The organism is Acinetobacter sp. TWP2-2-3, assembly GCF_049896445.1.
Taxonomy (GTDB): Bacteria; Pseudomonadota; Gammaproteobacteria; order Pseudomonadales; family Moraxellaceae; genus Acinetobacter.
The window spans coordinates 69,989-96,981 of record NZ_JAFCUI010000008.1; the positions used below are offsets into that span (position 1 = coordinate 69,989).

The 26,993-nt window shown below is 46.3% G+C and carries 21 protein-coding genes; 9 read left to right on the forward strand and 12 right to left on the reverse strand.

What is annotated here, in order from left to right:
* The first annotated feature begins 1 nt into the window (after position 1).
* Positions 2-3,493 carry a hybrid sensor histidine kinase/response regulator gene (locus ACP7AK_RS11740; protein WP_425879953.1) on the forward strand — a complete coding sequence of 1,164 codons (3,492 nt, stop codon included), beginning with the start codon at positions 2-4 and terminating at the stop codon, positions 3,491-3,493.
* Between the two features lie 410 nt (positions 3,494-3,903).
* A complete protein-coding gene (locus tag ACP7AK_RS11745; RefSeq protein ID WP_425879954.1) occupies positions 3,904-4,665 on the forward strand; it encodes a hypothetical protein in 762 nt (253 codons plus the stop codon).
* An 89-nt stretch (positions 4,666-4,754) separates the two neighbouring features.
* Here the strand turns inward: ACP7AK_RS11745 and ACP7AK_RS11750 are convergent, their stop codons facing one another.
* Positions 4,755-5,405: a response regulator gene (locus ACP7AK_RS11750; RefSeq protein ID WP_004281370.1), complete on the reverse strand. Its 651-nt coding sequence runs from the start codon at positions 5,403-5,405 to the stop codon at positions 4,755-4,757.
* 374 nt (positions 5,406-5,779) lie between these two features.
* Between ACP7AK_RS11750 and msuE the strand changes: the two genes are divergently transcribed.
* The 3 genes from msuE to ACP7AK_RS11765 all read left to right on the forward strand — a co-directional run bounded on the left by msuE (position 5,780) and on the right by ACP7AK_RS11765 (position 9,210).
* Positions 5,780-6,514 (forward strand): FMN reductase, encoded by a 735-nt coding sequence (gene msuE, locus ACP7AK_RS11755; RefSeq protein ID WP_004647265.1) that lies wholly within the window; start codon positions 5,780-5,782, stop codon positions 6,512-6,514.
* A 26-nt stretch (positions 6,515-6,540) separates the two neighbouring features.
* Complete coding sequence (sfnG, locus tag ACP7AK_RS11760) at positions 6,541-7,653, forward strand: dimethylsulfone monooxygenase SfnG (protein WP_425879955.1); 1,113 nt, start codon at positions 6,541-6,543, stop codon at positions 7,651-7,653.
* Positions 7,654-7,800: 147 nt separating this feature from the next.
* A complete protein-coding gene (locus ACP7AK_RS11765; protein WP_425879956.1) occupies positions 7,801-9,210 on the forward strand; it encodes a cryptochrome/photolyase family protein in 1,410 nt (469 codons plus the stop codon).
* A gap of 61 nt (positions 9,211-9,271) precedes the next feature.
* Here ACP7AK_RS11765 and ACP7AK_RS11770 read toward each other — a convergent pair whose 3' ends face one another.
* Complete coding sequence (locus ACP7AK_RS11770) at positions 9,272-10,453, reverse strand: acyl-CoA dehydrogenase family protein (RefSeq protein WP_425879957.1); 1,182 nt, start codon at positions 10,451-10,453, stop codon at positions 9,272-9,274.
* A 128-nt stretch (positions 10,454-10,581) separates the two neighbouring features.
* Positions 10,582-12,528 carry an acetate--CoA ligase gene (gene acs / locus ACP7AK_RS11775; RefSeq protein WP_004647260.1) on the reverse strand — a complete coding sequence of 649 codons (1,947 nt, stop codon included), beginning with the start codon at positions 12,526-12,528 and terminating at the stop codon, positions 10,582-10,584.
* 270 nt (positions 12,529-12,798) lie between these two features.
* Between acs and ACP7AK_RS11780 the strand changes: the two genes are divergently transcribed.
* The gene (locus tag ACP7AK_RS11780) at positions 12,799-13,377 is read left to right on the forward strand and encodes a DUF805 domain-containing protein (RefSeq protein WP_114540951.1); all 579 of its coding nucleotides are present in this window, start codon (positions 12,799-12,801) and stop codon (positions 13,375-13,377) included.
* 107 nt (positions 13,378-13,484) lie between these two features.
* The gene (locus tag ACP7AK_RS11785; RefSeq protein WP_004281355.1) at positions 13,485-14,465 is read left to right on the forward strand and encodes a mechanosensitive ion channel family protein; all 981 of its coding nucleotides are present in this window, start codon (positions 13,485-13,487) and stop codon (positions 14,463-14,465) included.
* Here ACP7AK_RS11785 and ACP7AK_RS11790 read toward each other — a convergent pair.
* The 5 genes from ACP7AK_RS11790 to prfB form a co-directional block, all read right to left on the reverse strand.
* On the reverse strand, positions 14,439-15,152 hold the full coding sequence (locus tag ACP7AK_RS11790; protein ID WP_425879958.1) for a 16S rRNA (uracil(1498)-N(3))-methyltransferase: 714 nt from the start codon (positions 15,150-15,152) through the stop codon (positions 14,439-14,441). The two genes, ACP7AK_RS11785 and ACP7AK_RS11790, sit on opposite strands and share 27 nt — an antisense overlap.
* A gap of 245 nt (positions 15,153-15,397) precedes the next feature.
* Positions 15,398-16,678 (reverse strand): 3-deoxy-D-manno-octulosonic acid transferase, encoded by a 1,281-nt coding sequence (locus ACP7AK_RS11795; RefSeq protein WP_425879959.1) that lies wholly within the window; start codon positions 16,676-16,678, stop codon positions 15,398-15,400.
* An 82-nt stretch (positions 16,679-16,760) separates the two neighbouring features.
* Positions 16,761-17,846 carry an alkene reductase gene (locus ACP7AK_RS11800; protein ID WP_004729181.1) on the reverse strand — a complete coding sequence of 362 codons (1,086 nt, stop codon included), beginning with the start codon at positions 17,844-17,846 and terminating at the stop codon, positions 16,761-16,763.
* 15 nt (positions 17,847-17,861) lie between these two features.
* Positions 17,862-18,161 (reverse strand): ArsR/SmtB family transcription factor, encoded by a 300-nt coding sequence (locus tag ACP7AK_RS11805; protein ID WP_004281346.1) that lies wholly within the window; start codon positions 18,159-18,161, stop codon positions 17,862-17,864.
* Between the two features lie 146 nt (positions 18,162-18,307).
* A protein-coding gene (prfB, locus tag ACP7AK_RS11810) for a peptide chain release factor 2 (RefSeq protein ID WP_101627160.1) occupies positions 18,308-19,403 on the reverse strand; the annotation gives its coding sequence in 2 pieces (ribosomal slippage) (positions 18,308-19,330 and positions 19,332-19,403; 1,095 coding nt in all).
* A gap of 500 nt (positions 19,404-19,903) precedes the next feature.
* Here prfB and ACP7AK_RS11815 point away from each other — a divergent pair.
* Positions 19,904-20,683 carry a putative porin gene (locus tag ACP7AK_RS11815; RefSeq protein ID WP_004647252.1) on the forward strand — a complete coding sequence of 260 codons (780 nt, stop codon included), beginning with the start codon at positions 19,904-19,906 and terminating at the stop codon, positions 20,681-20,683.
* A gap of 175 nt (positions 20,684-20,858) precedes the next feature.
* Positions 20,859-21,596 carry a putative porin gene (locus ACP7AK_RS11820; protein WP_004281339.1) on the forward strand — a complete coding sequence of 246 codons (738 nt, stop codon included), beginning with the start codon at positions 20,859-20,861 and terminating at the stop codon, positions 21,594-21,596.
* Positions 21,597-21,647: 51 nt separating this feature from the next.
* On the opposite strand, the gene recJ is transcribed toward ACP7AK_RS11820, so the two are convergent.
* From recJ to guaB, 4 genes are all read right to left on the reverse strand, one after another.
* A complete protein-coding gene (gene recJ / locus ACP7AK_RS11825) occupies positions 21,648-23,348 on the reverse strand; it encodes a single-stranded-DNA-specific exonuclease RecJ (RefSeq protein WP_425879960.1) in 1,701 nt (566 codons plus the stop codon).
* A 2-nt stretch (positions 23,349-23,350) separates the two neighbouring features.
* Positions 23,351-24,007 (reverse strand): pyridoxamine 5'-phosphate oxidase, encoded by a 657-nt coding sequence (pdxH, locus tag ACP7AK_RS11830; protein WP_253172855.1) that lies wholly within the window; start codon positions 24,005-24,007, stop codon positions 23,351-23,353.
* 14 nt (positions 24,008-24,021) lie between these two features.
* Positions 24,022-25,353 (reverse strand): phosphoglucosamine mutase, encoded by a 1,332-nt coding sequence (glmM, locus tag ACP7AK_RS11835; RefSeq protein ID WP_034437971.1) that lies wholly within the window; start codon positions 25,351-25,353, stop codon positions 24,022-24,024.
* A 123-nt stretch (positions 25,354-25,476) separates the two neighbouring features.
* On the reverse strand, positions 25,477-26,943 hold the full coding sequence (gene guaB, locus ACP7AK_RS11840; protein WP_004281332.1) for an IMP dehydrogenase: 1,467 nt from the start codon (positions 26,941-26,943) through the stop codon (positions 25,477-25,479).
* Positions 26,944-26,993: the final 50 nt, after the last annotated feature.

The following is a 26,993-nucleotide window of genomic DNA, read 5'->3' on the forward strand; positions in this document are numbered from 1 at the left end:
TATGAACAGTTGGCTCATCATAGGGGTACTCGCCCTCTATATCGCATTACTCTTTATCTGCGCTTTCTACGGGGAAAAACATGCCAGCCGGCTGAGTACCCGTGGGCGTATGCTATTGTTTAGTTTAACTTTAGGAGTGTACTGCTCCTCCTGGACCTTTTACGGCGCCACGGGTGCTGCGGTACGTGAAGGGATTATTTTCCTGCCGATCTATCTGGGTCCGCTACTCTTTGTTGCTGTCGGCTATGACATCTGGCGCCGTCTGGGACGGGTGAGACAGCATCATGCCATTTCTTCGATCGCTGACTTTGTCGCAGCACGCTATGGTAAAAGTGGTCCCCTCGCCTCGCTGGTAACCATTCTGGCGGTGGTAGCGATTGTGCCTTATCTGGCCTTGCAGTTACGTGCGATTGCCTTAAGTGCCGCCGTCATCCTGGAACCTTCCGCAGGTGTAACCGGCACGACCAATGGCGTGCTGTTTCTGACTGGGGTTCTGGCGATACTGGCGATGATGTTTGGTACCCGGCAGATTGCCAATACTGAACAGCATGGCGGGTTGATGCTGGCCGTGGCATTTGAGTCTTTTGTTAAACTTTTTGCCCTGTTGGCAGTTGCCTGTTTCTTTATGTTTGAAGCACCAGAAAATCTGGCACAGATCAGTAGCGATATCAGCACTACTTTTCATGATGTACAACTGTTTGGCGTGCCACAAAGTTTCTGGATTCAGACCCTGCTCGCGGCACTGGCCATTATCTGCCTGCCGCGTCAGTTCCATGTAGCTGTGGTTGAGCTACGTGATGAAAAACATATTCGTGGTGCGCGGCGTTGGTTTGCAGTTTATTTGATTCTGACTACCTTGGCGATTATTCCCATTGCCAGCTGGGCGCTACATGCTGCACCGCAATATCTGGCCATTCCGGATGTGGCGGTCCTGTCCTTACCACTTAGCTATAATCAGGACTGGTTGACCTTATTGGCATTTCTGGGTGGTTTCTCTGCCTCTACCGGGATGCTGCTGGTGTCTTCCGTGGCACTGTCAATCATGCTCAGCAATGACCTGATCATGCCGGCGTTGTGGCGTTTAAAGCTGATTTCCCGGCATGACAAACGCTTGCCGCTGGTGCTGAAATTTACCCGCCGGGTCTGTATTCTGGGCGTGATGTTGATGGGCTTCCTGTTCTTCAATTTCTTTAATGATATTGACCAGTTGTCGGTTTTTGGTCTGTTGGCATTTAGTGCGGTGGCACAATTCGCCCCTGCCCTGATCGGTGGCCTGTACTGGCGTGGCGGTAGTAAACAGGGTGTCTATGCTGGACTCCTGACCGGTTTTGCCTTGTGGGCTTATACCCTGCTGTTTCCAACCATTTTGCGAAGCCTGCCAGAAGCCTATAGCAGCTTTAGCCAAAGCTTGCTGAATCAAGGGCCTTTTGGCTGGAACTGGTTAAGACCGGAAGCCCTGATCGGTTTTGAGTCTTTTGATCCACTGACGCATGGCGTAGTTTGGGCACTGGGCTTAAATACCCTGCTGTATATCTGGATTTCCCGTATTTTCCGTCCGAGTATTGCCGAACAGATTCAAGCCGAAAGTTTCTTCTATTATGAAACCAAGCCACTACCCTCGCAGAGTCCTTCTAACGAGGTCAGCTATTCGCATCAGGATGTTGCCCGTTTAAAAGTCGGCGATCTGATTACCCTGGCCAAACGCATTACCGGCGAAGGCCCAACCACACGCGCTTTCCAGCAATTCTGTACCCAAAACAGCGTTGAGCTGAATGAAAACAGCAGTGCCAATGGCATGTGGTGGCGTTTCACTGAACAGTATCTGGCGGGGACTATCGGGGCAGCTTCAGCACGTACCCTGCTTACTACCGCCATGGTCAATAATGGCCTGGCCTTGGGTCAGGTCGCCAATATTCTCGATCAGGCCTCGCAATGGCAACGCTTCAATCAGAATCTGATCATGACCATGATTGATCACATGACCCAAGGGGTCAGCGTAGTCGATGAAAACATGTGTCTGGTCGCATGGAACAATCAGTATCTGAAACTGTTCGATTATCCGACCGATATTGTCTATGTCGGTTGTCCAATCGCAGACCTGATCCGTTATAACGCTGAACGTGGTGAATGTGGCCCGGGCTCGGTTGAAGAACATGTACGGAAACGGATTCACTGGATGCAGGTCGGCAGTGCCCATGAATTTGAACGGATTCGTAAAGATGGCCGCGTCATTCAGATGCGCGGCAATCCGATCGAAGGCGGCGGGTTCGTTACTACTTTCGCCGATATTACTGCCTTCCGTGAAAATGAAGCCGTGCTTGAAGCCCGCGTTCAGGACCGTACCCAGCAGCTGGCCGATGCATTGTCCGAGCAGCAACTGGCGCGTGAACAGGCCGATAAGGCCAATATGTCAAAAAGCCGCTTCATTGCAGCCGCCAGTCATGACCTGTTGCAGCCAATGCATGCCGCGCGCCTGTTCAGTACCGCACTCGAACAAAGCGTGCAGAATGATGAAGACCGCAAGACCTTACAACAACTGGATCGTGCTTTGCATGGTGCAGAAAGCATGTTGTCTGCCCTGCTGGATATTGCCCGACTGGAAGGCGGCACCATTCAGCCGAAACGTCAGGCTTATCCGCTGCATGACCTGCTCAGCGATCTGGAACTCCAGTTCAAATCCATCGCTGCACAGCGTGGTATCAAGTTCAGTGTGCATGATGCACAGTTCTGGATTGATACCGATCCACAATGGATTCGCCGCATTATCCAGAACTTTGTCAGCAATGCGTTGCGTTATACTGCCAGAGGTAAAGTGGTGGTCGGTGTATTACGTTCGAGCAGCAGACCGAATCATATCCGTATTGGCGTCTGGGATACTGGCCCGGGCATTGCCGAAGAACAGCGCATCAAACTGTTTCAGGAATTTGAACGTTGCGGCCACACCTCGCCTTGGGGTGAACAGGGTCTGGGCCTAGGTTTGGCGATCGTACAACGCATGACCAGCATGCTGGACTATCCGGTACATGTGTCTTCTGCGCTGGGTAAAGGTTCCTGCTTTATGATTGAAGTGCCTGTGATCGAAGCACCGAAAGTGGTCGCAGCACCGGTTCAGGCCGTACCTTTAAAGAGCAAAGCCTTTAAGATTCTGTGTCTGGATAATGATGAAACCATTCTGGAAGGCATGTCGACCTTATTGACCAAATGGGGTTATCAGGTGTTTAAAGCCACTGAACCTGAACAAGCAGCCATGCTGATTCAGCAGGAAAATATTCAGGTCTGGCTGGTGGATCAACATCTGAATCAGGACAAGATCGGTCTGGATTTCATTCTGGAACATTGTTCGAAGGATATTCCGGTCGCGTTGATTACCGCCGATTCCGATCCGGAATTGCCGCAACGTCTAAAAGAGCTAAACATTGTTCTGCTGAAAAAACCGCTGAAACCGGCCTCATTACGTTCATGGTTATCTGGACTGAAAATTTCCGACTCCTAAGTAGATAACGATCTGATCAATGCCCATTTCACACCCTGAAATGGGCATTTTTTATACTCAACTGCCACATAAACTTACCTAGCTTGCATAAAATTTATTCTAATGTGCTAAAAGCAGCAAATATGCCGAAAATACAGCTGAATAAATTGACCAAAATGCTCATTTTTTAATTCACTATGGCAAAAACTGACGAATGTATTAATGTACATGTGTACACTTAGTTACAATTAATTATCTTATTGTTTTTAATAAAAATTAAAGAGTAATTTTCCACTACTATAACTTTAGTCGTATTTTTATCCCTTGTACTTGGCTCTAAAAATAGAGGAATAAGAAACGATCAGTTTCCATCTCATGTAGCCTTAATTTTTTTGGTCGCTGATCTATTTCTGCATATCGGAGTTCTTCACATGAACATAGATCAAAACCAGGGCCTGAATCAGACCCAGCAGTTTCACCGTCAATATGGCGCCAACGCCTTATTGCCAAGCATTGACTGGGCACAGATCTTTAAATACAGCAAGCTGAATGATGCCCAGTATCAGGCACTGGAAACGCTGTATCAGAGTGCAGTACCCCTGGCACTGCAAGTCTTTGATGAATTACATTTTGATGTCTTTGAACCTTATGCCTACAAGCCGCAAGGTCTGGGACTATTTGAAAAGATTGCTGAACAGGAAGACAAGCTGATTCAGTCTTTAGAAGCTGAAGCAGAGGACCTTCCAGCAAAAACCCGTCATCAGATCTGGAGCATGTTGCTGCGTGGTGGCGCGGTACTGGTCTTTAAGGCCTGGCTGGGTAAAGTCAAAAATGAAGAAGATTGTCTGGACACCAGCCAATTTGATGAGCTGTCTGATCTGTTATTTATCAAAACCTGCCCACATGAGCTGGCGCAGCGTTTACATGTCGATCCGAATACGCGCGACGAACATGTCTTCCTGATGTATGACAATGAAGTTTATCTGGATCGTTTTAACAGTCTGGAAACTGCGGCACTGTTTGTGGATCTGGGTGTATATGATGCGACTTTCCTGAGTCTGCGTGATGATCGCGTGGCGGAATATCTGAAATCGAAAGGTTATGTCACTGAAGAGCAGATTGACGAATTGCAATGTGCCTTAAATCCATTGTTTTGTGATGATTTCACCCGCAAACAGGATTATATCGCCTAGCTGACTCAGGCCTTTGCACTCATTTTTGCAGATTTCGCCCATAAAAAAAGACCTCCAAGGAGGTCTTTTTCAATTCGGCTATGCAGAACTTACATTTTGCGGTCTTCAATATTCAGTGCATTGATGGCCAATACCGCTTGTGTCCGGTTTTGTACGCCAAGCTTACGGAAGATTGCAGTCACATGCGCTTTAATCGTCGCTTCCGATACATCCAGCTCATAAGCGATCTGCTTGTTTAATAAACCTTCAGCCACCATCATCAATACCCGGAACTGTTGTGGCGTCAAAGACTGGATCCGTTCTGCCAAAGCCGTTTCATCGGCAGCACGCGGATCAAAATTCATATTGGCCGGCAGATTTGGCGGTAACCAGATTTCACCTTCTAGCACTTCACGAATCGCTTCACCGATATGGCTTGGGTGGGCAGATTTAGGAATATAGCCCATCGCACCATGCGCGATCGCACGCTGGATGATGCTGACTTCTTCATGTGCAGACACGACAATAATCGGTAAAGACGGATATTGTGCGCGGACATGCACGAGGGCAGAAAAGCCGGAAGCGCCCGGCAGGTTTAAATCCAGCAGCACAAGATCAGGCTCAGGGCCATTTTCTAGACGTTCATAAAATTCATTGACTGCCGCAGTTTCATGAATCTGGGCTTGTGGCAGGCTATAACGTACAGCTTGAATCAAGGCATGACGAAATAGTGGATGATCATCAACGATTAAAATATTCATAGGCAACGTGAGAGATCTTGGCACGGTAGTCCCTATTCTAACCACACAACCCGGTTAAGGATATGCAAGACACTACAATTTTTAAAATAATATGCAGTTTTTCTTCAAAATTGCCCATTTTTGCACTATTGCAATAATTGTTTAATTCTCATCACTTTTTTATATATCACTTATTCCTCACTGAAAAAGCTTATCTTTATTCAATATAAATATAAATATCATTCATTTACCCACAAAACCTTCCTTAAAAATCAGGCCTTTGTCGTATATCGCAAAATCAGATAACTTTTCAGCTTTTCGTTATTTTACAGCCCTTCGCTGAATCGGGATTAATAGGGTCATTCCGAGATTAACCCTATTTTCAGGTTCTAAATATGTCTAATTTTAATGCGCAAAAACCCTTAAATATTGTTGCCGTATCTGGCGGTTTAAATCACCCCTCAAAAACCGAAGCCTTGGTTCAGGCCATTCTGGATGAGCTTGGGGAAGCGACACCAATCAATGTGCATTTCATTAAATTTAGTGAAATTGGTTCGCTCTTGGGCGGCGCGATTTATCGCAATCAGTTGCCGCAACGCGTTCAGAATGATCTGGCAGCAGTAGAAGCCGCAGATGCGCTGATTGTCGGCACTCCTGTGTACCGCGCTTCATTTACAGGCCTGTTCAAGCATTTCTTTGACTTTGTCGAGCAAACGGCGCTGGTGGATGTTCCGGTATTACTGGCGGCTTCTGGTGGCAGTGACCGTCATGCACTGGTACTTGAACATCAACTGCGTCCTTTATTCAGCTTCTTCCAGGCACAGACTTTACCGATTGGGGTCTATGCTACCGACCGCGATTTCACCCCTGAATATACCATCCACAGTGAACTGCTCCGCGACCGGATTACCCTGGCTGTAGCGCGTGCATTACCGATTCTGGAATGGGCACCAGCCAAGGGACAACGTGCTGAAGTGATTAAAGAAAAAACCATTCAAGCCAGTCAAAATCTGGGCATTAACAAGCAGATCGAACAAGAAGAAGTATTGCCTTCAGCAGCCGTGCCAAGTCTGGATGCCGCAGAATCGCGCTTGCACAGCAAGAAAGCACCAAAGACTCAAGTGGCTTGAACACAGCATTACAAAGGGTGATGAATATGTCGAATGATAAAAATATCGTATTTGCCTATTGGGTGCCGAATGTCAGTGGTGGCCTGGTGGTCAGTAACATCGAGCAGCGCACCGACTGGAGCTATGACTATAACGTGCGTCTGGCACAAACCGCTGAACAGGCAGGCTTTGATTATGCTCTGACCCAGATCCGTTTTACTGCCGGCTATAATGCAGAAAACCAGCATGAATCGGTGAGTTTCAGTCATGGTATTCTGGCCAAAACTGAACGCCTGAAAGTCATTGCCGCGATTCTGCCGGGTCCTTGGAAGCCGGCACTGGCTGCCAAACAACTGGCGACGATTGACCATCTGAGCAATGGCCGGATTGCGATCAATGTGGTCAGTGGCTGGTTCCGCGGTGAGTTTGATGCCATTGGGGAAGAATGGCCGGAACATGATGAGCGTTATGCCCGTTCGGAAGAGTTTATCCGTAGCCTGAAAGGGGTCTGGACCCAAAACAACTTTAATTTTGAAAGTAAATATTATCAATTCAAAGACTATACCCTGAGTCCGAAACCGCTACAAAAACCGCATATTGAAATCTTTCAGGGCGGCAGTTCCCGGGCAGCACGTGATATGGCTTCTCGCGTATCTGACTGGTACTTCACCAATGGCAATACCCCGGAAGAGCTGAAAAAACAGATCGATGATATTCGTGAAAAAGCCAAGGCAAATCATCACTCGGTGAAAATCGGCGTAAATGCCTTTGTGATTGCACGGGATACCGAAGAAGAAGCTCAGGCTGTATTGCAGGAAATTATTAGCAAGGCCAATGTGCAGGCAGTGAAATCTTTTGGTGAAGCGACCCGTGAAGCCGGCGCAGCAAGTCAGGAAGGTGAAGGCAACTGGGCCAAATCCACCTTTGAAGATCTGGTGCAATACAATGACGGGTTCCGCACCAATCTGATTGGGACACCGCAGCAGATTGCTGAACGGATTATCGAGCTGAAAAAAGTGGGCGTTGATCTGATTCTGTCAGGCTTCCTGCACTTTATTGAAGAGGTTGAATATTTTGGCCAGAAGGTGCTGCCTTTGGTCCGTGAGCTTGAAGCACAACAGGCAACACCTGTGCAGCAAGAAGAAGCTGAGCCCGTATAATCATTCCAATAAATCTCAGCAGACTCACTCCCTCCCTCAAGGCTCGGCTTGGGGGATTTTTTTATGTGATAAAATTGTTGTCTGGCTAGGTTTGAGACCAGCAATTCCTTAAAATTCTGCACTAACGACTTTCCAAGAATTTTAATAATGCAACTGATCTGGTTTCGTCAAGACCTCCGCATTCATGATCATGCCGCGCTCTGGCATGCCACCCAGCAAGGACCCTGTTTTGCTCTCGTGGTTCTCTCTCCCGAACAATGGAAGCTGCATCAGGATGCCCGGATTAAAATCGATTTTTATCTGCGTCGACTCATTATCTTAAAGCAGCAGTTAGCGCAGCTGAATATTCCGTTAATCATTTTAAATGTTCCCTTATGGCAAAACCTGCCTGCCGAAATGCTAAGCCTGTGCCAAAAACTGCAGATTGATACGCTACATGCCAATATTGAAGTGGGCGTGAATGAACTGCAACGTGATGCACAGCTACAGCAGATGCTGGAACAGCAGCAGATCCGGGTCGAGCTGTATCATGATCGCAGCCTGTTTCCACTGACCAGTATCCGTAATCAGTCCAATCAACCCTATCAGGTCTATAGCGCATTCAAGAAAAAATGCTATGAACGACTGATTCAGGATATACCGGGCTGCTATCCCGCCATTCAGCCTCAAGATCCGCTTGAATTACCAGACCAGCTGACCAGCTTTGATCTGGGAAAATTTGCAGTTGATTATAAGGTCGATCATGTTGCCCAGTTCTGGCCTGCGCAGGATCAAGCTGCCTTAGAGCTGCTCGATGATTTTATCGGGGAGAAAATGGCTCACTATAAAACCGAGCGTGATTTACCTGCAGTCGATGGTACCAGCCGCCTGTCACCATATCTGAATATCGGTATTCTCTCGATCCGTCAATGTATGCAGATCCTGTTTAAGGACGGTTATTTCCAGATTGATGATATCGGTCAGCAGACCTGGCTGGATGAACTGCTCTGGCGCGAGTTTTATCTGCATACCCTGTTTGATTTTCCCCGTGTATCCAGACATCGGCCTTTTAAGGAAAATACCGATAATATCCAGTGGCGTAATGCACCTGAAGATCTGGCTGCCTGGCAACAAGGACACACCGGGATTCCGATTGTCGATGCCGGTATGCGGCAAATGCAGGCTACTGGCTGGATGCATAACCGGGTGCGCATGATTACTGCAATGTTCCTGTGTAAAAACCTGCTGATAGACTGGCGCTTGGGAGAAAGCTGGTTCATGCAGCAGCTGATTGATGGTGATCTGGCAGCGAACAATGGCGGCTGGCAATGGTGTGCTTCGACCGGCATGGATGCCGTGCCCTATTTCCGGATTTTTAACCCGGTCGGCCAGTCACAAAAGTTTGATCCGAATGGGGATTATATCCGTCAATGGGTGCCAGAACTGGCGCATCTGGATGCCGAAAGCATTCATGACCCCTATGCCAAAAATCTGGATCTTGAACTGGATTATCCAAAACCGATCGTGGATTTAAAAGCCTCTCGTGTAAGAGCGATTGAAGCTTTCAAGCAAATTTAAAACCAAACTTTTTCATCCAGAATAAAACAGCCTCTGATAAAGAGGCTGTTTTATTTTCAGATCAGGAATAAAAGCTTGGATCAGGCACTTTTCCAGTCAGCACCCATTCCCCCACTTCCTGATATTTATAATCGATCGGGTCATGCAAGGTCTGGGTGCGGACATTGCGCCAGAAACGGTCAAGATTGAGCTTGGCCGTGGTGGCCCGCGCACCCATCACCTGGAAAATATTTTGGGTAATATAGAGAGAGGTATTGGTTGCGGCAATTTTGGCTGTGGCAATGGCAACTGAGACTTCACCGCGCTGCTCAGCTGTTAAATCATTCCCAAGCTCCCAGGCTGCCTGTAAAGTCTGAACCGCTTTATCTGCCAGTAAGCGTACACTTTCCAGTTGTACATAAAACTCGGCAAAATGCTTCTGGATAAAAGGATCATTCACTGCATCGTCTGCCAGTGATTTGGACCAGGCTTTTTGGGTCTGTACACCCTGTCTGGCGATTTCAAATGCCCCTTCTGCCACGCCCAAAAACAGATGCACGAAAATCAGCTGGGCAATCAAAGGCCGTAGACTGGAATACGGTGTACTCAGTGGACCCGGATTTAACAGTAATTCATTTTCATGAATTTTGACCTGCTCAAAATGACTGGTACCACTGTCGGTCTGGCGTTGGCCCATATTGTTCCAGTCGCCCAGAAAGCTCACACCCTCTCGCTGGGTCGGAATCACACCTATCAGCAATTTTCCGGCTTCGTTATAGCCCGAACACAACAACATATCTGAATCGATCGAACCCGAGCAGAAGCTTTTATCTCCATGAAAAATATATTCGTTTTCTGAAACTTTTGTGGCTGTGGTGCGACGGTCCAGCGGATTTAGAGTATTACCCCAGAACAGATCATTTTGGGCTGTCTGTTCAAACCACGGGCCATATTGTTCCGCTTGGGAAAATAATTGCACGGTCGCAATCAGCAAATGGTGAAAGCCATAGACATGCGCCAGTGAACTGTCGACTTGGGCCATAATTTGAATGGTTTTAAAAATGGTCTGCCAATCTGCCTCCTGACCGCCGTACTGTTTTGGAATGGACAGGCCAAGCAAGCCACTCTGGCGAATCAGGTCACGCTCGGCCTTGGGATTCCCCCCCTGTTTGTCCCGCTCTGCGGCAGTCAAAGCAAAAGTTTCAGCAAGTTTCTGGGCAATATCGACAGGAGACTGATTTAAATATGGGGATTGTGCATTCATTATTTTAACTCATGTTCAGCATGGAAACAGCTTAGCAGATCAGGGTACTGACCTATATCCGAAAGCATGCAGAGCTTATGACTGATATAAAAATACCGGCAGAATGCCGGTATTGGAACCGCTTGAATTTAAACTTTATTACGCTGTACCTCTGCGATCAGATGATCCACCACCTGCGGTTCAGCCAGGGTTGAAGTATCTCCGAGACTATCCAGCTCATCGGCTGCAATTTTTCGCAGGATCCGCCGCATGATTTTGCCGGAGCGGGTTTTTGGCAAGGCCGGTGCCCAGTGCAAGGCGTCTGGTGTAGCCACTGGACCAAGAATCTTGCGTACCCAGCTGACCAGTTCTCCACGTAATTGATCTGAACTGGCAACATCAGCCTGCAAAGTCACAAAGGCACAAATGCCCTGACCTTTAATGTCATGCGGCATACCCACTACAGCGGCCTCAGCCACCGATTCATGCGCCACCAGTGCACTTTCAATTTCTGCAGTACCTAAACGGTGTCCGGACACATTCAGGACATCATCGACACGACCGGTAATCCAGTAATAACCATCTTTATCGCGACGCGCCCCATCTCCGGTAAAATAAGTACCGGGATAGGTAGAGAAATAAGCTTCAATAAAACGCTCCGGGTCTCCCCAAATGGTACGCATCTGACCCGGCCAGGAATCCTTAATCACCAGATTTCCCTCAGCTTCACCCTCCAGTTCCTTGCCATCGGCATCGACAATAGCCGGTTGTACCCCGAAGAAAGGCCGTGTCGCAGAACCTGGTTTTAAATCAGTCGCACCCGGCAATGGCGTAATCATAAAACCGCCAGTTTCGGTTTGCCACCAGGTATCGATGACGGGACAGCGGCTTTCACCGACCACGGTGTAGTACCAGTTCCAGGCTTCCGGATTAATTGGCTCACCGACCGATCCTAAAATTCTCAGGCTGCTACGGTCACTTTCCCGTACAAAAGCATCGCCCTCACGCATCATGGCGCGGATCGCGGTCGGTGCAGTATAGAGAATGGTCACGTTATGCTTATCAACAATATGTCCAGTACGCGCCCAGCTTGGATATTGCGGGACCCCTTCAAACATCACGGTGGTGGTTCCATTCGAAAGTGGTCCATACAGCACATAGGAATGCCCGGTGATCCAACCCACATCTGCGGTACACCAGAACACATCATCCTGTTTGATATCAAATGCTTCACGGAAGGTGCAATTCACATAGGTCAGATAACCGCCAGTGGTATGCATCACGCCCTTGGGCTTGCCGGTGGAACCTGAGGTATACAGGATAAACAGCGGATCTTCGGCATTCATCGGTTCGGGTGGACAGATGTCATTCACTGACATAATTTCCGTGTGATACCACAGATCACGTCCTTCCTGCATTTCAATTGGGTTACCGGTGCGGTGTACCACCATTACATTTTGAATCGAGTCTGTACCCGCCAGTTTCAGTGCTTCATCGACATTGGCTTTCAGTGGAATGGCCTTACCGCCGCGCATGCCGGAATCCGCAGTAATCACCATTTTCGCCTGACAGTCTTCAATCCGGCTGGCCAAAGAATCTGGCGAGAAACCACCAAATACCACGCAATGCACCGCCCCGATCCGGGCACAGGCCAACATAGCAATCGCAGCTTCAGAAACCATCGGCATATACAGCATGACCCGGTCGCCTTTCTGGATGCCATTTTTCTTCAGCACATTGGCAAAACGGCAGGTTTCATCATGCAGCTCGGCAAAGGAAATAATCTTGTGCCGCGAAGGATGATCCCCTTCCCAGATGATGGCCGGTTTATAAGGATGTTCTTTCAGGTGCCGATCCAGACAGTTGGCGCTGACATTGAGCTGACCATCGGCAAACCATTCGATTTTAAAATCGTCTTTGTTAAAGCTGGTATTTTTGACTTGGGTAAAGGGCTTGATCCAGTCCAGACGTTGCGCCTGTTCTGCCCAAAATTTATCTGGCTGTTCTATAGAATATTGATAACGTTCAAAGTACTGGTCTTCGAGCGTACGTGCTGTTTTTTTAAATTCTTCGGGTACTGGATAGATCTCTTGCATAGGTCACTTCCTTGATTTTGTTCTATCTCATCACGAGAGGTTAATGCTGCGTTGTTGATTGTTTTTTATGCATAATGGCAGTATGGCCTGCTTATTTCGAATCCGGCAATCATGCTTTCGTCGTAGATTATTTATACAAATTCAATCAAAATAAACCACAACTTACAGTACAGAATCTTCTGCGCAACTGTGTATGATCTGTAGCACAGCCCTTTAAAAATAAAATTGATCGCTTGTAGTTATTTCATCTGATTTAGCAGGATACACTTTATGAAATCGCCTGAATCTCCCTACTTTAACCCGCCTGCGCTGCCTGCAACCGATCATCCCCTGTCGATGAAAGGCCGCTTCGGACGCTTGAGCTTTATTGCCTGGTCGGCATTTCTGTATTTCATTTTTTTATTTGGCAGTATTGCACTGGGTCTCAGTATTGATATTGTGAATATTTCTACCCATTCTCTAGATCCCAACTGGCTGATTTCACTGCAAGGCTTGGCCAGTATCGGTGTACTGGTCATGGTTCTGGCCTATGTGTATTTCGCTTTAGTGGTGACCGTTCGCCGTTTGCATGATATGAACCGCAGTGGCTGGTGGGCGCTATTATTTTTACTGCCGGTAGTAAACATTTTTGTATGGCTTTATATCGTTTTTGGTTCGGGCGATCGCGGCAGTAATCAGTATGGTCCGGCACGGATCACCTTGCTCTGGGAAAAAATTCTGGCCTGGCTGATGATTATCCTGACCCTGCTTAGCCTGTTGGGATCTATCGCTTTATTCAGTTATATGAGCGGTGAAGAACAAACACCTACCCCCACGGAAATGATGCAAAAAACCACCAAATACTTTTAACAACAGCGCCGTTATTTTTAGAAAATATCCACTGGTGACTTCGAGTCCTTATTAATTTTTTGCTGAACATCAGGCAAAATAGGCAAAATTTGAATTGTGGAATTTTTGTGGCAGAGCAAAACAATACCTTAAGCCAGGTAACTGAGGGCACTACGGAGTTGTTACATCAGGCAACTGAAAAAACGACCCAGACCGTGATTGAACATACCGCCAAGTATAATGATGCCTACAGCACCATTGACAAGATCATGGAAGGTTTCTGGGAACGTGTGCCTTATTTCTGTATCGCGCTAATCGTAATTACGATTTTCTGGTTACTCTCCAAAGTCTTCAAGTTTTTCGTACGTAAAACTTTGGAAAACCGCTCTTATACCCGTCAGAATCTGGTGTTGGTACTCAACCGTGTCGGCAGTACCTTTATTATTTTCTTTGGTATTCTGATTGGACTGGTGATTGCTGTTCCTGGCTTTACCCCGGGTCAGCTGATGAGTGCCCTCGGAATTGGTTCAGTCGCGATCGGTTTTGCCTTCAAGGATATTTTCCAGAACCTGCTCTCTGGCGTGTTAATTCTGCTCAGTGAACCGTTCAAGATTGGCGACGATATTATCGTGAATGGCATGGAAGGTACGGTTGAAGATATCCAGATTCGTGCGACCTTCTTACGTTCACCAGATGGCCGTCGTATTGTCATTCCGAATGCCACGGTCTACACCAGTGCGGTTACGGTGAATACCGCCTATACCCGTCGCCGCTGCGAATTCGTGGTGGGCATCGGCTATGAAGATGACATCCAGAAAGCCAAGGACCTGATCACCGCTATTTTAGATAAAGATCCGACCATCCTGAGCCAGCCAGGCTTTAGTGTCAATGTGACGGCACTGGCTGACTTTTCTATTACCCTAAAAGCTTTCTGGTGGGTCGATACCACTGAAACTGGCACCGGAACTTCAATCAGTGCGGTGCAGGAACGGGTGATTCAGGCTTTTGCCGAGCATAATATTTCGATTCCTTATCCGGTACAGGAAGTCAAAGTCTATCGTGGTGAAGGCAATGAAGAAGCTTCAGCACGCGCTAAACAGTCGACCTAAAACATAAGGAATCACGGTTTCTGTACGGATAATACGGTTGCCCAGGCTCACAGCCTGGCAGCCGTTTTTGATGAGTAAATCAACTTCATATGGAATAAATCCACCCTCCGGACCAATAACAATCGTACAGGGATGCTCAATCGCAAAGGGCATCGCTTGCTCTGCATAAGGATGTGCCACATAAGCCGGACCATCCGCACTAATCAAACCCGGCAAGATATCTTCAACAAAGGGTTTAAAGCGTTTATACAGCTCGATTTTCGGAGCAACCGTATCGCCTGCCTGTTCCAGTCCCAGCTCGATATAATGATTTAACTGCTGTAAAAATGGAGTTTGCCAATAGCTTTTATCGACACGGTAGCTATGTAGTAAAATGATTTTTTCAACGCCCAAGGTGACACTGTCCATGATCAGACGGCGCAGCACTTTCGGACGTGGCAAGGCCACGATTAAAGTCACTGGCAATTTTTCCGGAACAGTTTCTTGTTGCAGCGGTTTCAAGCGCACTGCTTTTTCAGAAATTTCGACAATCTCAGTCAGGTAACGCTGACCTTCCCGAATTCCGACTTTTAAAGTATCTCCCACCTGAATCTGTAGATGCTGCTGCAGATGTTCCAGTTGCCTAGTTGAGCTAATCGACCAGAATTCAGCTTCGGTTTGACGTGGATCAAGCAGGACGATATTCATAATGATCAAGTTCAAAAAAATAAGAAGTGAAGAGTTAAAAGATGAAAAAAATAAGGTTTCTGACCAGACTATAATTACAATCAGCTATTACGATTGGTGGCAGGGATGCCGCCCGTATCACTGAGGGATAAGGACATCCCTTCAGTGATACAAAAGATTTTTGCTACTTTTCATCTCTGAAAAGTAGGTATCCCCTACGAATGAATATTTCGATCAAACATGATAAATGAGGGAATGACCAAAAATTATAAATACTGATCAATCACCTGAATATGCTTGGCAAGTGACCCCGTATTTAACTGCATAATTTTCTGCGCTGCTGCATTCAAATTTTCCGCCTTAACCTGATCTTGCAAAAGTTCCAGTAATACTTCTGCAGCCTGCTGGGCATTCTGTACTACTGCGACTGCATCCGATTGAACAAACTCATCCACGATGGTCTGAAAATTAAAATAGTTTTTGCCTAAAACAGTCGGCACATTCAGCGCAATCGGTTCCAGAATATTATGTCCACCACCTGGTTCATTTAAAGAACCACCAACATAACAGGCTTGACTCAAAGCATACCAAAGCCACATTTCACCCATAGAGTCGGCCAGATAAACCTGGGTATCTGCCTCAATATGTTGCCCCAAACTACGGCGCCGGGTTGTTAAACCTAGTAACTGTGTCGCCTGAAACACCTCATCAAAACGTTCCGGATGGCGTGGCACTACGATACAAACTAATGTTGGATCTGCATCCAGTGCAGATTTAAGTTCAGCCATCAATTGTTGTTCTTCAGGCGCATGCGTACTGGCTAGCGTAATGATCTTCCGGCCTTGCAAAGACCATTCCTGTTTCAATTGAGCCGCATGATCAATAAATTGCTGCGGTGCCGTAATATCAAACTTGATATTGCCCAAGACCTGAGTTTTTTCTAAAGCTATACCTAGATCAATATAACGTTGCTGGGTGGCTGTATCCTGTGCCAAAAGACCAGTTAAATTCTTGAGCATGCCACGGGTCAAACCTTTGACCTTGGCATAGCCTTTGGCGGATTTTTCGGACAGACGCGCATTCAACAATACACTTGGCACATTAAACTGGGGTGCCTGATCCAGCAGATTCGGCCAAAGTTCAGTTTCCATCAGCAATAAAAGTTTCGGCTGATATTTTTGATAAAATTCACGAATTAAAGTTTTCTGGTCAGCAGGCAAATACACGGCTTGAAACAAATCGAGATAAGGCGCTTTTAAAAAAAGTGATTTAGCGCGTGCCTGACCGGTTTTGGTGGTATTGGTGACCAGCACCGGATGGCCAAGTTTTAAATAATGTTCAATTAACGGTTGGGCAGCATTGGTTTCACCCACCGACACCACATGAAACCAGATGGCATGCAGGTTTTTGGGTGGCTGAAACGGGCCGAAACGTTCTGTCAGTTCTTGTTGTAATTGTTCAGGATCGGTCGCACGTTTACGGATACGCGATTGATATAAGGGTTTAACCAGCGCCAAGGCTGCGTTATACCAAAATGGAGTGGCCACATTGCGCCCCTGTCCAAAGATTCAATGGGCAGAATATAGCAGAGCCACATCAACATGTTAATCAATGTGACTCATTTTTAGATTATTCTACTGTAGTTAAAGCTTCTGCTTCAGCCAATGTCGGATAATCAATATAGCCTTCCGCGACATTGGTTCCGATCATATTTTCCAGCTTCAGTTCATTGAGCGGCGCATCTTCGAGCAGACGTTCGTATAGATCCGGATTGGCAATATACGCCTTACCAAAAGCCACCGCATCAGCCTTGCCTGAAGCCAGTAATTCAATGGCATCTTCACGACTTAGTTGCATATTGGCAATATAAGGCACTCCATTTGAGCGCTGTTTCATATATTCAGAAATACTGTCTTCTGCCAGATATTCACGGGTAAAGAAGAAGGCAATCTTGCGCTTACCCAGCTGCTCCATGGCATAGCCAAATGTTTCACGTGGATCATTGTCGCCCATGTCATGGTCATCACAACGCGGCGCAAAATGCACCCCTACACGATCTGCGCCCCATACTTCAATCAGTGCATCAGTTGCTTCTAGCAGGAAACGTGTACGATTTTCCACTGAACCGCCGTATTCATCTTCACGCTGATTGGTTTTGCTTTGCAAGAACTGGTCAATCAGATAACCATTGGCAGCATGTAATTCAACACCATCAAAACCGGCTTCTTTAGCACGAATCGCGGCTTGCTTATATTGCTCGGTAATGGCATGAATTTCCGAAATTTCCAGCGGACGCGGCAACACATAAGGACGTTTTGGACGTAACAAGCTGACATGACCCGCCTGTTGTACTGCACTTGCAGAGACTGGTGTTTCACCATTTAACAGATCCGGATGCGATACACGACCAACATGCCAAAGCTGGGCAACAATCAGACCGCCCTTCTCATGAACCGCTTGAGTAACCTTTTTCCAGCCTTCGACCTGAGCATCGGTAAACAATCCTGGAGTATTTAAATAGCCATTGGCTTCTTCAGAAATCACTGTGGCTTCAGAAATAATCAGGCCAGCACTTGCACGTTGCGCATAGTACTCAACCATCATTGGGGTTGGAACGCGATCAGCAGTTGCGCGGTTACGGGTCAGCGGCGCCATGATGACACGGTTTTTAAGCTCTAACGCACCGAGCGTTAAAGGAGAATTTAATTCAGCCATCGTTACTCCCACCTGTTAAAGGTGTTGTTGTAGGTGTTCGATAAATTGTTGAATCAAAGTTTCATTGCGGGAGAAATATGACCACTGTCCATGCTTGGTCGCAGTGATCAGGCCAGTCTGCTGTAATACAGACAAATGATTGGACATGGTGGACTGGGAAACCTGGCCCAAACGTTCAATTTGACCTGCACAGACCCCACGTTGAAAGCCACCACACTCTTCCGCAGACAGATATTGCTCCGGAGATTTTAACCACTCCAGAATTTGTCGACGGGTCGGATTGGCTAAGGCTTTAAAAATTAGATCAAGGTCCATAGGCACATCACAATCAGTGGCGCAACGAAACTTTATTCAGCATCTGCGACCATTATATCGTATTTTTTCGATTTATATATCGAAAATTTTAGATATAATGGTCGCAATCTGCACAAGCTTTGTTACGCCAGCTTTTAAACGATTTCTTACAGGCCCTGTTTCAGGCTTGCTTCGATAAATTTGTCCAGATCACCGTCCAGAACTGCGCCAGTATTGGAATTTTCCACACCTGTACGCAAATCCTTAATACGTGAATCATCCAGGACATAAGAACGGATCTGACTACCCCACCCAATGTCAGACTTGGAATCTTCCAGTGCTTGTGCCGCTTCGTTACGTTTGCTCATCTCGAGCTCATAAAGTTTGGCACGTAACTGCTTCCAGGCGTGGTCACGGTTGGCATGTTGTGAACGCTGGTTCTGACAGGCCACCACAATTCCGGTCGGTGCATGGGTTAAACGCACGGCAGAATCTGTTTTGTTAATATGCTGACCACCCGCCCCTGATGCACGATAAGTATCGGTACGAACATCGGACGGATTGATTTCAATTTCGATATTGTCATCAACTTCCGGTGACACAAACACGGCAGAGAACGAGGTATGACGACGGTTGCCCGAGTCAAAGGGCGACTTACGCACTAAACGGTGTACACCAGATTCGGTACGTAACCAGCCATAGGCGTACTCACCTTCCACACGAATCGTCGCAGATTTAATCCCGGCAACATCCCCATCAGATTCTTCCATCACTTCTGCTTTAAAGCCATGACGTTCAATCCAGCGTAGATACATACGTAGCAACATAGACGCCCAGTCCTGTGCTTCTGTACCGCCTGAACCAGCTTGAATTTCAAGATAGCAAGGGTTTGGATCCATCGGATTATTGAACATACGGCGAAATTCAAGCTTGGCCAGTTCTTCTTCAGCCGTGCTCAGTTCAGCCTGTACGTCTTCTAGCAAGCTTTCATCATCCGCTTCAACCGCCAGATCAAGCAAAGCCTGTGCATCTTCAAGCTGGGTACTTAAGCGATCCAGCACATTTAATACATTTTCAAGCTCGCCTTTTTCTTTGGCCATTGCTTGAGCACGACTCTGATCATTCCATATGGTTGGATCTTCTAATTCACGCAGGACTTCTTCTAAACGCTCTTTTTTCAGATCGTAGTCAAAGATACCCCCGTAGTGTTTGACCACGTTCGTTTAAGTCTTTTAATTGGTTTAGATACGGATTAATTTCCACGTGAATTACTCTCAATCAAAATTAGGCACAAAATTCTTAGCCCGATATTATAGCACAGTCTATTTCCGCTATTTTAACGATCCATTCAGTCTAAAGCTCGAATATCTTGAGCATTTAGACCTGTATTTCCCTCATCCAATTTTCAACATCTCATAGACTCTTTTGCGTCTTTTTATCCGAAATTTTTATCGGCTTTTTAGCCCCGTTTTATGACCGAAATATAATTTTGCAATTGATTTTATAATTTAGGATTTCTTATTGTTCTGTATAAAAAATCAGCGAATTCAATAGATTCCACAATATCTACACACTTTTAATAAAACACTACATTATAAATTTAATTTTATTATTCAGTCACTTGTTCAGCAAAAATTACACAAGATTACGCTATTCACATTACTGTAACTTTCCTTTGATTGACGATCTTTGGAATTGCTCTAGACTGAAAGTTGTAACAAAAAGTGTAATGTTTTTAACTCACGATTTGAGGGGTAGTAACCATGAAAAAATTAGCGATTGCTTCGGCACTACTTTCAGCAATAGCAATGACTGGTACAGCAGCACATGCTTACCAAGCAGAAATTGGTGCATCAGCAGGAGTGGTTGATCCTGACAACGGTGGAACTAGCGGTTCTTTCGGCGTTGATGGTACATATTACTTCAATCCAGTTCAAACACGTAATGCACCATTAGCAGAAGCAGCATTCCTTGATCGTGCTAGCAACGTGAGTGCGCAATATCAATATAATGAAATTGGTGATTCTGAAGCGCATCGTTATGGCGTAGGTGCAGAGTACTTCGTACCGAATTCTGACTTCTACTTAAGCGGTAACGTCAATGGCCATGATCTGCAGGACAATGATGATCTAGAAAATGATTTAACCACCTATGCAGCTGAAGTCGGTTATCTGCCAGCGCCAGGTCTATTGATTGCGGCTGGTGTGAAAGGTTGGGATAACGACAATGATGATGGCGTAGATCCAACACTTCGTGCTAAATATGTGACGACATTAAGCAATGGTAAAGATATCAACCTGGAAGCAGGTGCAGCGTTTGGTGATCTAGATGAATACAATCTGGCAGCAGATTATTTCATCGACAAAACCTTGAGTGTCGGTGCTGATTATCACAATAATGATATTACCGACAAGAGCGAATTTGGTATCAATGCACGTAAGTTCATTAACCAGCAAGTGAGCTTAGAAGGCCGTGTCGGCTTTGGCGAACAGTTTAACAATGACTACAATACCTTTGGTGTAGCAGCGAAGTACCGCTTCTAATCTAAAACCAAAAGTTAGTCATGCATAGAAAACCCATCCTCGGATGGGTTTTTTTATTGCACTCTTAACAAGCATTTAGGTATTTTTGCACATTGACGGGGCGAATATAAACTGTACAATTTGTTACAACTGTTCATCAAACAGTCATATTTTTATAACAAAGAGAGAAATCTAAATGCTTAAGAAACTTGCTCTTGCTACAGCGCTTCTTGCTGGCCTGGGAACTGCACACGCTTATCAAACTGAAGTTGGGGCTTCTATTGATCTTCTTGATCATGACCAAGGTGGTTCGGATGTAGGTTTTGCTATCGATGGGACTTACTACTTCAACTCGGTCCAAGTCAAAAATTCACCTTTGAATGAAGCTGCATTCTTAAACCGTGCCAGCAATGTGAATGGTGTATTAAGCTATCAAGATGATTCAGACACGTTTGGCATTGGTGCTGGTATTGAGTATTTTGTTCCAAATTCAGACTTTTATTTAAGTGGTAACATTGCTCATTTTGATAATGATGCTGGTGACATAACTGGTTACGCTGCTGAAGCGGGTTATTTACCTGTTCCTGGCTTATTAGTAGCACTTGGTCTTGTAGGTATTTCTGAAGACAATGCAGACGATGAAATTGATCCAACTTTACGTGCCAAATATGTAACACAAGTCGGTCAATACGATATGAACTTCGAAGGTGGTGCAAGTTTCGGTGATATCGATGCTTATAACCTAGGTGCAGATTTATATCTAGACAAAACTTTCAGTGTTGGCTTAGGATTCTCTGACTCAGACCTAGAAGGTAATGATGTTTTTACTATTCGTGCCAAAAAATTCTTTAACCAACAAGTTAGCTTAGAAGGTTCGATTAATTTTGCTGATAATGCTGATATCTTTGGCGTACGTGGTGCATACCGCTTCTAATCTCTCCGATTAAAAGCAAAAAAACCGCTCACTCGAGCGGTTTTTTATGGTCTATTGTTCTAAATGCATAATCCGCATTTGCAGACTGACATTGCCATTAAAGACATTTTTATCCAGCTCATAGACCAAACGCGTATCTTTCATCGGATCAAAGTCATATTTATCCGCTGCATTGAAGGCGATCGCATCCACGACCTGACCATTCTCCAACGCCACACGTAACTTAAGATGCACATCTTTAAGCCAGCGATAGTCCATAATTTTGAACACACCGTCAAAAATCGGCTGGGGAAATTTTTGCCCCCATGGACTTAAATTCTGCAATAAATTGACTGTTTCGATCTGAAAAGCAGAAGCTGGCAACTCTCCATCTGTCCATAAAGTCGCAGTGAATAAATCCTCATCCATCACACCAATCAGTGCTTCAAAGACCTGCTTAAACTCAGCGAAATTTTCTTTTTTCAGGGTTAAACCGGCTGCTGCTGCATGTCCCCCAAAATGACTGACTAAATGGGGATACTGCTCCGCCACCTGTTCAATCGCATCACGAATATGAATACCTTCAATCGAACGCGCCGAACCTTTGATATGAATCCCATCCTGATCCGCGGCAAAAACAATACTCGGACGATGAAATTGCTCTTTTAAACGCCCTGCTACAATCCCGATCACTCCCTGATGCCAATGCGGTTCGAACATGATCAGCGCAGCAGGTAATGCCGTCGCATCTAACTGGATTTTCTCAAGTTCGTTTAAAGCGTCCTGCTTGATTTTGCCTTCCACCTGACGGCGCTCGACATTAAGCTGATTCAGCTGTTCAGCCAGTGGATAGGCCATTGCTAGATCAGGAGCCAGCAGACATTCGATGCCGATGTCCATGGTTTCCATGCGTCCAGCCGCATTAATTCGCGGGCCCAGAACAAAACCGAGATCTTGGGCTTTTAGACCAGCAGGGTCACGTTTGGCAATATCCAGCAGTGCACTGATTCCTGCACGGCACTGCCCTTGCTGAATGCGTTTCAGACCTGCATCAACCAGAATCCGGTTGTTATAGTCCAGACTCGCGACATCGGCATAAGTACCGAGTGCCACCAGATCAAGATAATTGGTAATTACCGTAGAGGATTTTCCAAGTTTCTTGCGATGGGTAGACAGATTGGCCAGTATATAAAAAGCCACCCCGACCCCAGCCAGTGCTTTGCTTGGAAAGTCGCAACCGAGCTGATTGGGATTGACCACGGCTTCGGCTTTTGGTGTCGGCTTGGTCGTCAGATGGTGATCAGTAATGATCACCTGCATGCCATGATCTTGTGCCTGTTTGACTCCGTCATGGCTGGAAATGCCATTATCCACGGTAATCAGTAAATCAGGTGTGAAACTGACAAAGGCCAGATCTGCAATTGCGGGCGTCAATCCATAACCATATTTAAAACGGTCCGGTACCAGATATTCGACATTGGCACCCATATCGCGCAATGCCAGCACCATGAGTGCGGTACTGGTCGCGCCATCGGCATCATAATCGCCAACAATCACGATTTTCTGGCCACGATCAATTGCCTGATCCATCAATTGAATTGCTTCGGGCAATCCTTTCATGGTGGGTGCCAGCAAATGCTTCAGCTTGAGCTCAAGCTCCTGCTCGGACTCCACCCCGCGACGGGCAAGAATCTCGGCTACAAATGCAGGAACACCCGCTAAGTTTTCAGAACGGGTTAGCAATGGCCGTTGTTTGATTTCCAGTTTTTGCATGGTTATGGCATTAAGCGCTCTAAAGTCCAGCCATCATCGCTTTTACGATAACTCAGACGGTCATGTAAACGGTTCGGACGACCCTGCCAGAATTCATAATAATCAGGTTCGAGACGATAACCGCCCCAGAATACCGGCTTGTCCAGCTGTTGCTGATTGGCAACCTGGGTATGCAAATCCCAAAAACGTTGCTGCAATTCCTCACGACTAGCCACGATGCCACTTTGCGGGGTACTGATATGCGCGGCAATCTGGCTTTCGCGTGGACGTTTATGATAATAGTCGGTCGATTCTTCTTCCGATATTTTCTTTACACGACCCGAAATACGAATCTGACGTTCCTGATCCTGCCAGTAGAACAACAGTTCGGCATAAGGATTTTTAGCCAGATCTAAACCTTTTTGACTATCATAGTTGGTATAAAAATCATACCCTGCGTCAGTCGCTCCACGCAGCAATACCGTACGCACATGCGGACGGCCTTGTGCATTGGCTGTTGCCAACGACATGGCATAGGGCTCGTGCAATTTTGCTTCCAGTGCATGGTTAAACCATTGCAAGAACTGCATATGCGGATTCGGATTGACTTGCTGTTCCTGTAACTCGCCTTTTTCATAATTCAGGCGTAGTTCACTTAGATCCTTGATCAGATCACTCATTATCTATGTTCCCGTTAAGCTGCATTGGCACGCACAGCATCTGCCAGGCTGTTTGCAAGTGTGGTGACTTCAGCCAGATCATCGCCTTCGACCATCACACGAATGACAGGTTCTGTGCCGGATTTACGAATCAATAAACGGCCACGGCCTTTAAGCTGCTGTTCGGCTTTTTCAAATTCAGCTGCCAGTGCAGGCACTGAATAAGGATCAAACATGGCATTTAAACGTACATTGACCAGGACATTTGGCAACAGTTTAAAGTCAGCCACAAGTTCATGCAGGGCTTTTTTCTGTTCAACCATCACCGTTAATACCTGCAAGGCGGCAATAATCGCATCGCCTGTGGTGCTCTTGTCCAAAGTCAGAATATGACCTGAAGGCTCACCACCAATGGTCCAACCATTTTCTTCCAGGCCCTGCAATACATAACGGTCGCCGACTTTGGCACGTAATAACGGCACTTGTGCTTTTTCCAGTGCCAGTTCCAGCGCCATATTGCTCATTAAGGTACCGACGATACCTGCCGGTTTTTTCGAGCTTTGAGTCGCAAGAATATAAAGAATATGGTCGCCATCAATCAAATTGCCGGCTTTATCTACGAGAACCACACGGTCAGCATCCCCATCAAAGGCAATACCCAAATCCGCTTGATGTTGAACCACAGCCTGTTGCAAGCTTTCCGGATGGGTTGAACCACAGCCCTCATTAATATTCAAACCGCTCGGCTCATTGTGAATTGCAATCACACGTGCGCCCAGTTCACGGAACACTGCAGGCCCCACGTTATAGGCTGCACCATTGGCACAATCCACTACAATGGTAAGTTCATTCAGATCCAGATGATACGGGAAAGTCGATTTACAGAATTCAATATAGCGACCGTTAGCATCTTTAACCCGGATACTCTTACCCAGATTTGCTGTATCTTCAATCAAAAAATCTTTTTCAAGTTCCTGATTAATTTCGTCTTGCAAGGCATCTGGCAGTTTTTTGCCTTCCGCAGAGAAGAACTTAATGCCGTTGTCAAAATACGGGTTATGCGAAGCGGAAATGACAATACCCAAGCTGGCATGCAAAGCACGGGTCAGATGAGCAATGGCTGGAGTCGGTAGTGGACCTAAAAGATGAACATAAACGCCAGCGGCATTTAAACCTGCCTGCAAGGCTGCTTCCAGGATATAGCCAGACAAACGGGTATCTTTACCCAGAACCACCAATGGTTTGGATTTTTTACTATGGCGTTTTAAAACTTTTCCGGCTGCAAATCCCAGTTTCAGGGCAAACTCAGGGGTAATCGGCAATTCGCCAAACTTTCCACGAATACCATCCGTACCAAAATAACTCATCTTTATCTCACTTCTTAGCGGATGATTGATATCACCCATTTTTTTCCTTGAGTCACACTTTACACCAAAATAAAAAAGCCGTCATTTGCATGACGGCTTTTTAAAATTTTAAATCACAGGAAATTAACCTACGCGATAGTTTGGTGCTTCTTTGGTAATGGTCACATCATGTACATGCGACTCAGACATACCGGCAGAAGTGATTTTCACAAACTTGGCATTCTGACGCAGGTCTTCAATCGTCGCAGAACCGGTATAACCCATTGAAGAACGTAGGCCGCCCATCATCTGATGTACGATATTACCCATTGGGCCTTTGTACGGTACACGACCTTCAATACCTTCAGGAACCAGCTTCTCGGCACCGGCCTTGGAGTCCTGGAAGTAACGGTCAGCAGAACCTGTCGCACCCGCCATCGCACCCAATGAACCCATACCGCGATAAGCCTTGTAGTAACGGCCCTGGAAGAATTCAACTTCGCCTGGTGCTTCTTCAGTACCGGCCATCAATGAACCAACCATAATCGTGCTTGCGCCCGCACCAATCGCTTTGGCCATATCGCCAGAGAAACGAATACCGCCATCTGCGATCAAAGGAATCTGATCTTTCAGCGCATTGGCAACAGAATCAATCGCAGAGATCTGTGGCATACCAATACCCGCCACAATACGCGTGGTACAGATTGAACCAGGACCAATACCAACTTTAACGGCATCCGCACCTGCATCAAGTAACGCCAGCGCAGCATCACCTGTCGCGATATTACCGCCAATCACCTGAACTTGTGGATAGTTAGCTTTCACCCAACGTACGCGTTCGATTACACCCGCAGAATGGCCATGTGCAGTATCAACTACAATCACGTCCACACCTGCATCAACCAAGGCTTCTACGCGGCTTGGCGTTTCTGCACCAGTACCAACCGCAGCACCAACACGCAGACGACCTAGATCATCTTTACAGCTGTTTGGATACAATTCAGCTTTACGGAAATCGGTTACCGTAATTAAGCCTTTCAGCTCTTGCTGATCGTTGACCACCAATACTTTTTCAATACGGTGCTGTTGCAATAAAGCTTGGATATTTTCTTTCGATTCGCCTTCACGAACTGTCACCAGACGATCCTGACCAGTCATGATATTGCTGACTGGCTGCTCAAGATTGGTTTCAAAGCGTGTATCACGACCTGTCACGATACCCACCACTTTGCCATCTTTCACAACGGGTACACCACTGATATTGTTGGCTTGAGTCAACGCAATCAGTTCACGTACTGTGGTTTCAGGAGTGACTGTAATCGGGTCTTTGACCATACCCGCTTCGAATTTTTTCACACGGCGCACTTCTGCAGCCTGAACCGCGATATCCATGTTCTTGTGCAAAATACCGATACCACCATTTTGCGCCATTGCAATTGCCATACGGGACTCAGTCACCGTATCCATTGCTGCAGACACAAGAGGAATATTCAGGTTAATGCCACGAGTTAAACGTGTCTTTAGGGAGACATCTTTTGGAAGAACAGTAGAATAGGCAGGGAGTAATAGGACATCATCGAAGGTTAACGCGTCTTGAACGATGGTCAACATAACAGTCTCACTGGTAATTTCCGTGCACTATTATAAACAAATATCGGCTT

Coding starts and splice junctions, on each gene's coding strand:
- ACP7AK_RS11740 (WP_425879953.1), top strand. CDS start 2: ATGAACAGTTGGCTCATCATAGGGGTACTCGCCCTCTATATCGCATTA.
- ACP7AK_RS11745 (WP_425879954.1), top strand. CDS start 3,904: ATGAACATAGATCAAAACCAGGGCCTGAATCAGACCCAGCAGTTTCAC.
- ACP7AK_RS11750 (WP_004281370.1), bottom strand. CDS start 5,405: ATGAATATTTTAATCGTTGATGATCATCCACTATTTCGTCATGCCTTG.
- msuE (WP_004647265.1), top strand. CDS start 5,780: ATGTCTAATTTTAATGCGCAAAAACCCTTAAATATTGTTGCCGTATCT.
- sfnG (WP_425879955.1), top strand. CDS start 6,541: ATGTCGAATGATAAAAATATCGTATTTGCCTATTGGGTGCCGAATGTC.
- ACP7AK_RS11765 (WP_425879956.1), top strand. CDS start 7,801: ATGCAACTGATCTGGTTTCGTCAAGACCTCCGCATTCATGATCATGCC.
- ACP7AK_RS11770 (WP_425879957.1), bottom strand. CDS start 10,453: ATGAATGCACAATCCCCATATTTAAATCAGTCTCCTGTCGATATTGCC.
- acs (WP_004647260.1), bottom strand. CDS start 12,528: ATGCAAGAGATCTATCCAGTACCCGAAGAATTTAAAAAAACAGCACGT.
- ACP7AK_RS11780 (WP_114540951.1), top strand. CDS start 12,799: ATGAAATCGCCTGAATCTCCCTACTTTAACCCGCCTGCGCTGCCTGCA.
- ACP7AK_RS11790 (WP_425879958.1), bottom strand. CDS start 15,152: ATGAATATCGTCCTGCTTGATCCACGTCAAACCGAAGCTGAATTCTGG.
- ACP7AK_RS11800 (WP_004729181.1), bottom strand. CDS start 17,846: ATGGCTGAATTAAATTCTCCTTTAACGCTCGGTGCGTTAGAGCTTAAA.
- ACP7AK_RS11805 (WP_004281346.1), bottom strand. CDS start 18,161: ATGGACCTTGATCTAATTTTTAAAGCCTTAGCCAATCCGACCCGTCGA.
- ACP7AK_RS11815 (WP_004647252.1), top strand. CDS start 19,904: ATGAAAAAATTAGCGATTGCTTCGGCACTACTTTCAGCAATAGCAATG.
- ACP7AK_RS11820 (WP_004281339.1), top strand. CDS start 20,859: ATGCTTAAGAAACTTGCTCTTGCTACAGCGCTTCTTGCTGGCCTGGGA.
- recJ (WP_425879960.1), bottom strand. CDS start 23,348: ATGCAAAAACTGGAAATCAAACAACGGCCATTGCTAACCCGTTCTGAA.
- pdxH (WP_253172855.1), bottom strand. CDS start 24,007: ATGAGTGATCTGATCAAGGATCTAAGTGAACTACGCCTGAATTATGAA.
- glmM (WP_034437971.1), bottom strand. CDS start 25,353: ATGAGTTATTTTGGTACGGATGGTATTCGTGGAAAGTTTGGCGAATTG.
- guaB (WP_004281332.1), bottom strand. CDS start 26,943: ATGTTGACCATCGTTCAAGACGCGTTAACCTTCGATGATGTCCTATTA.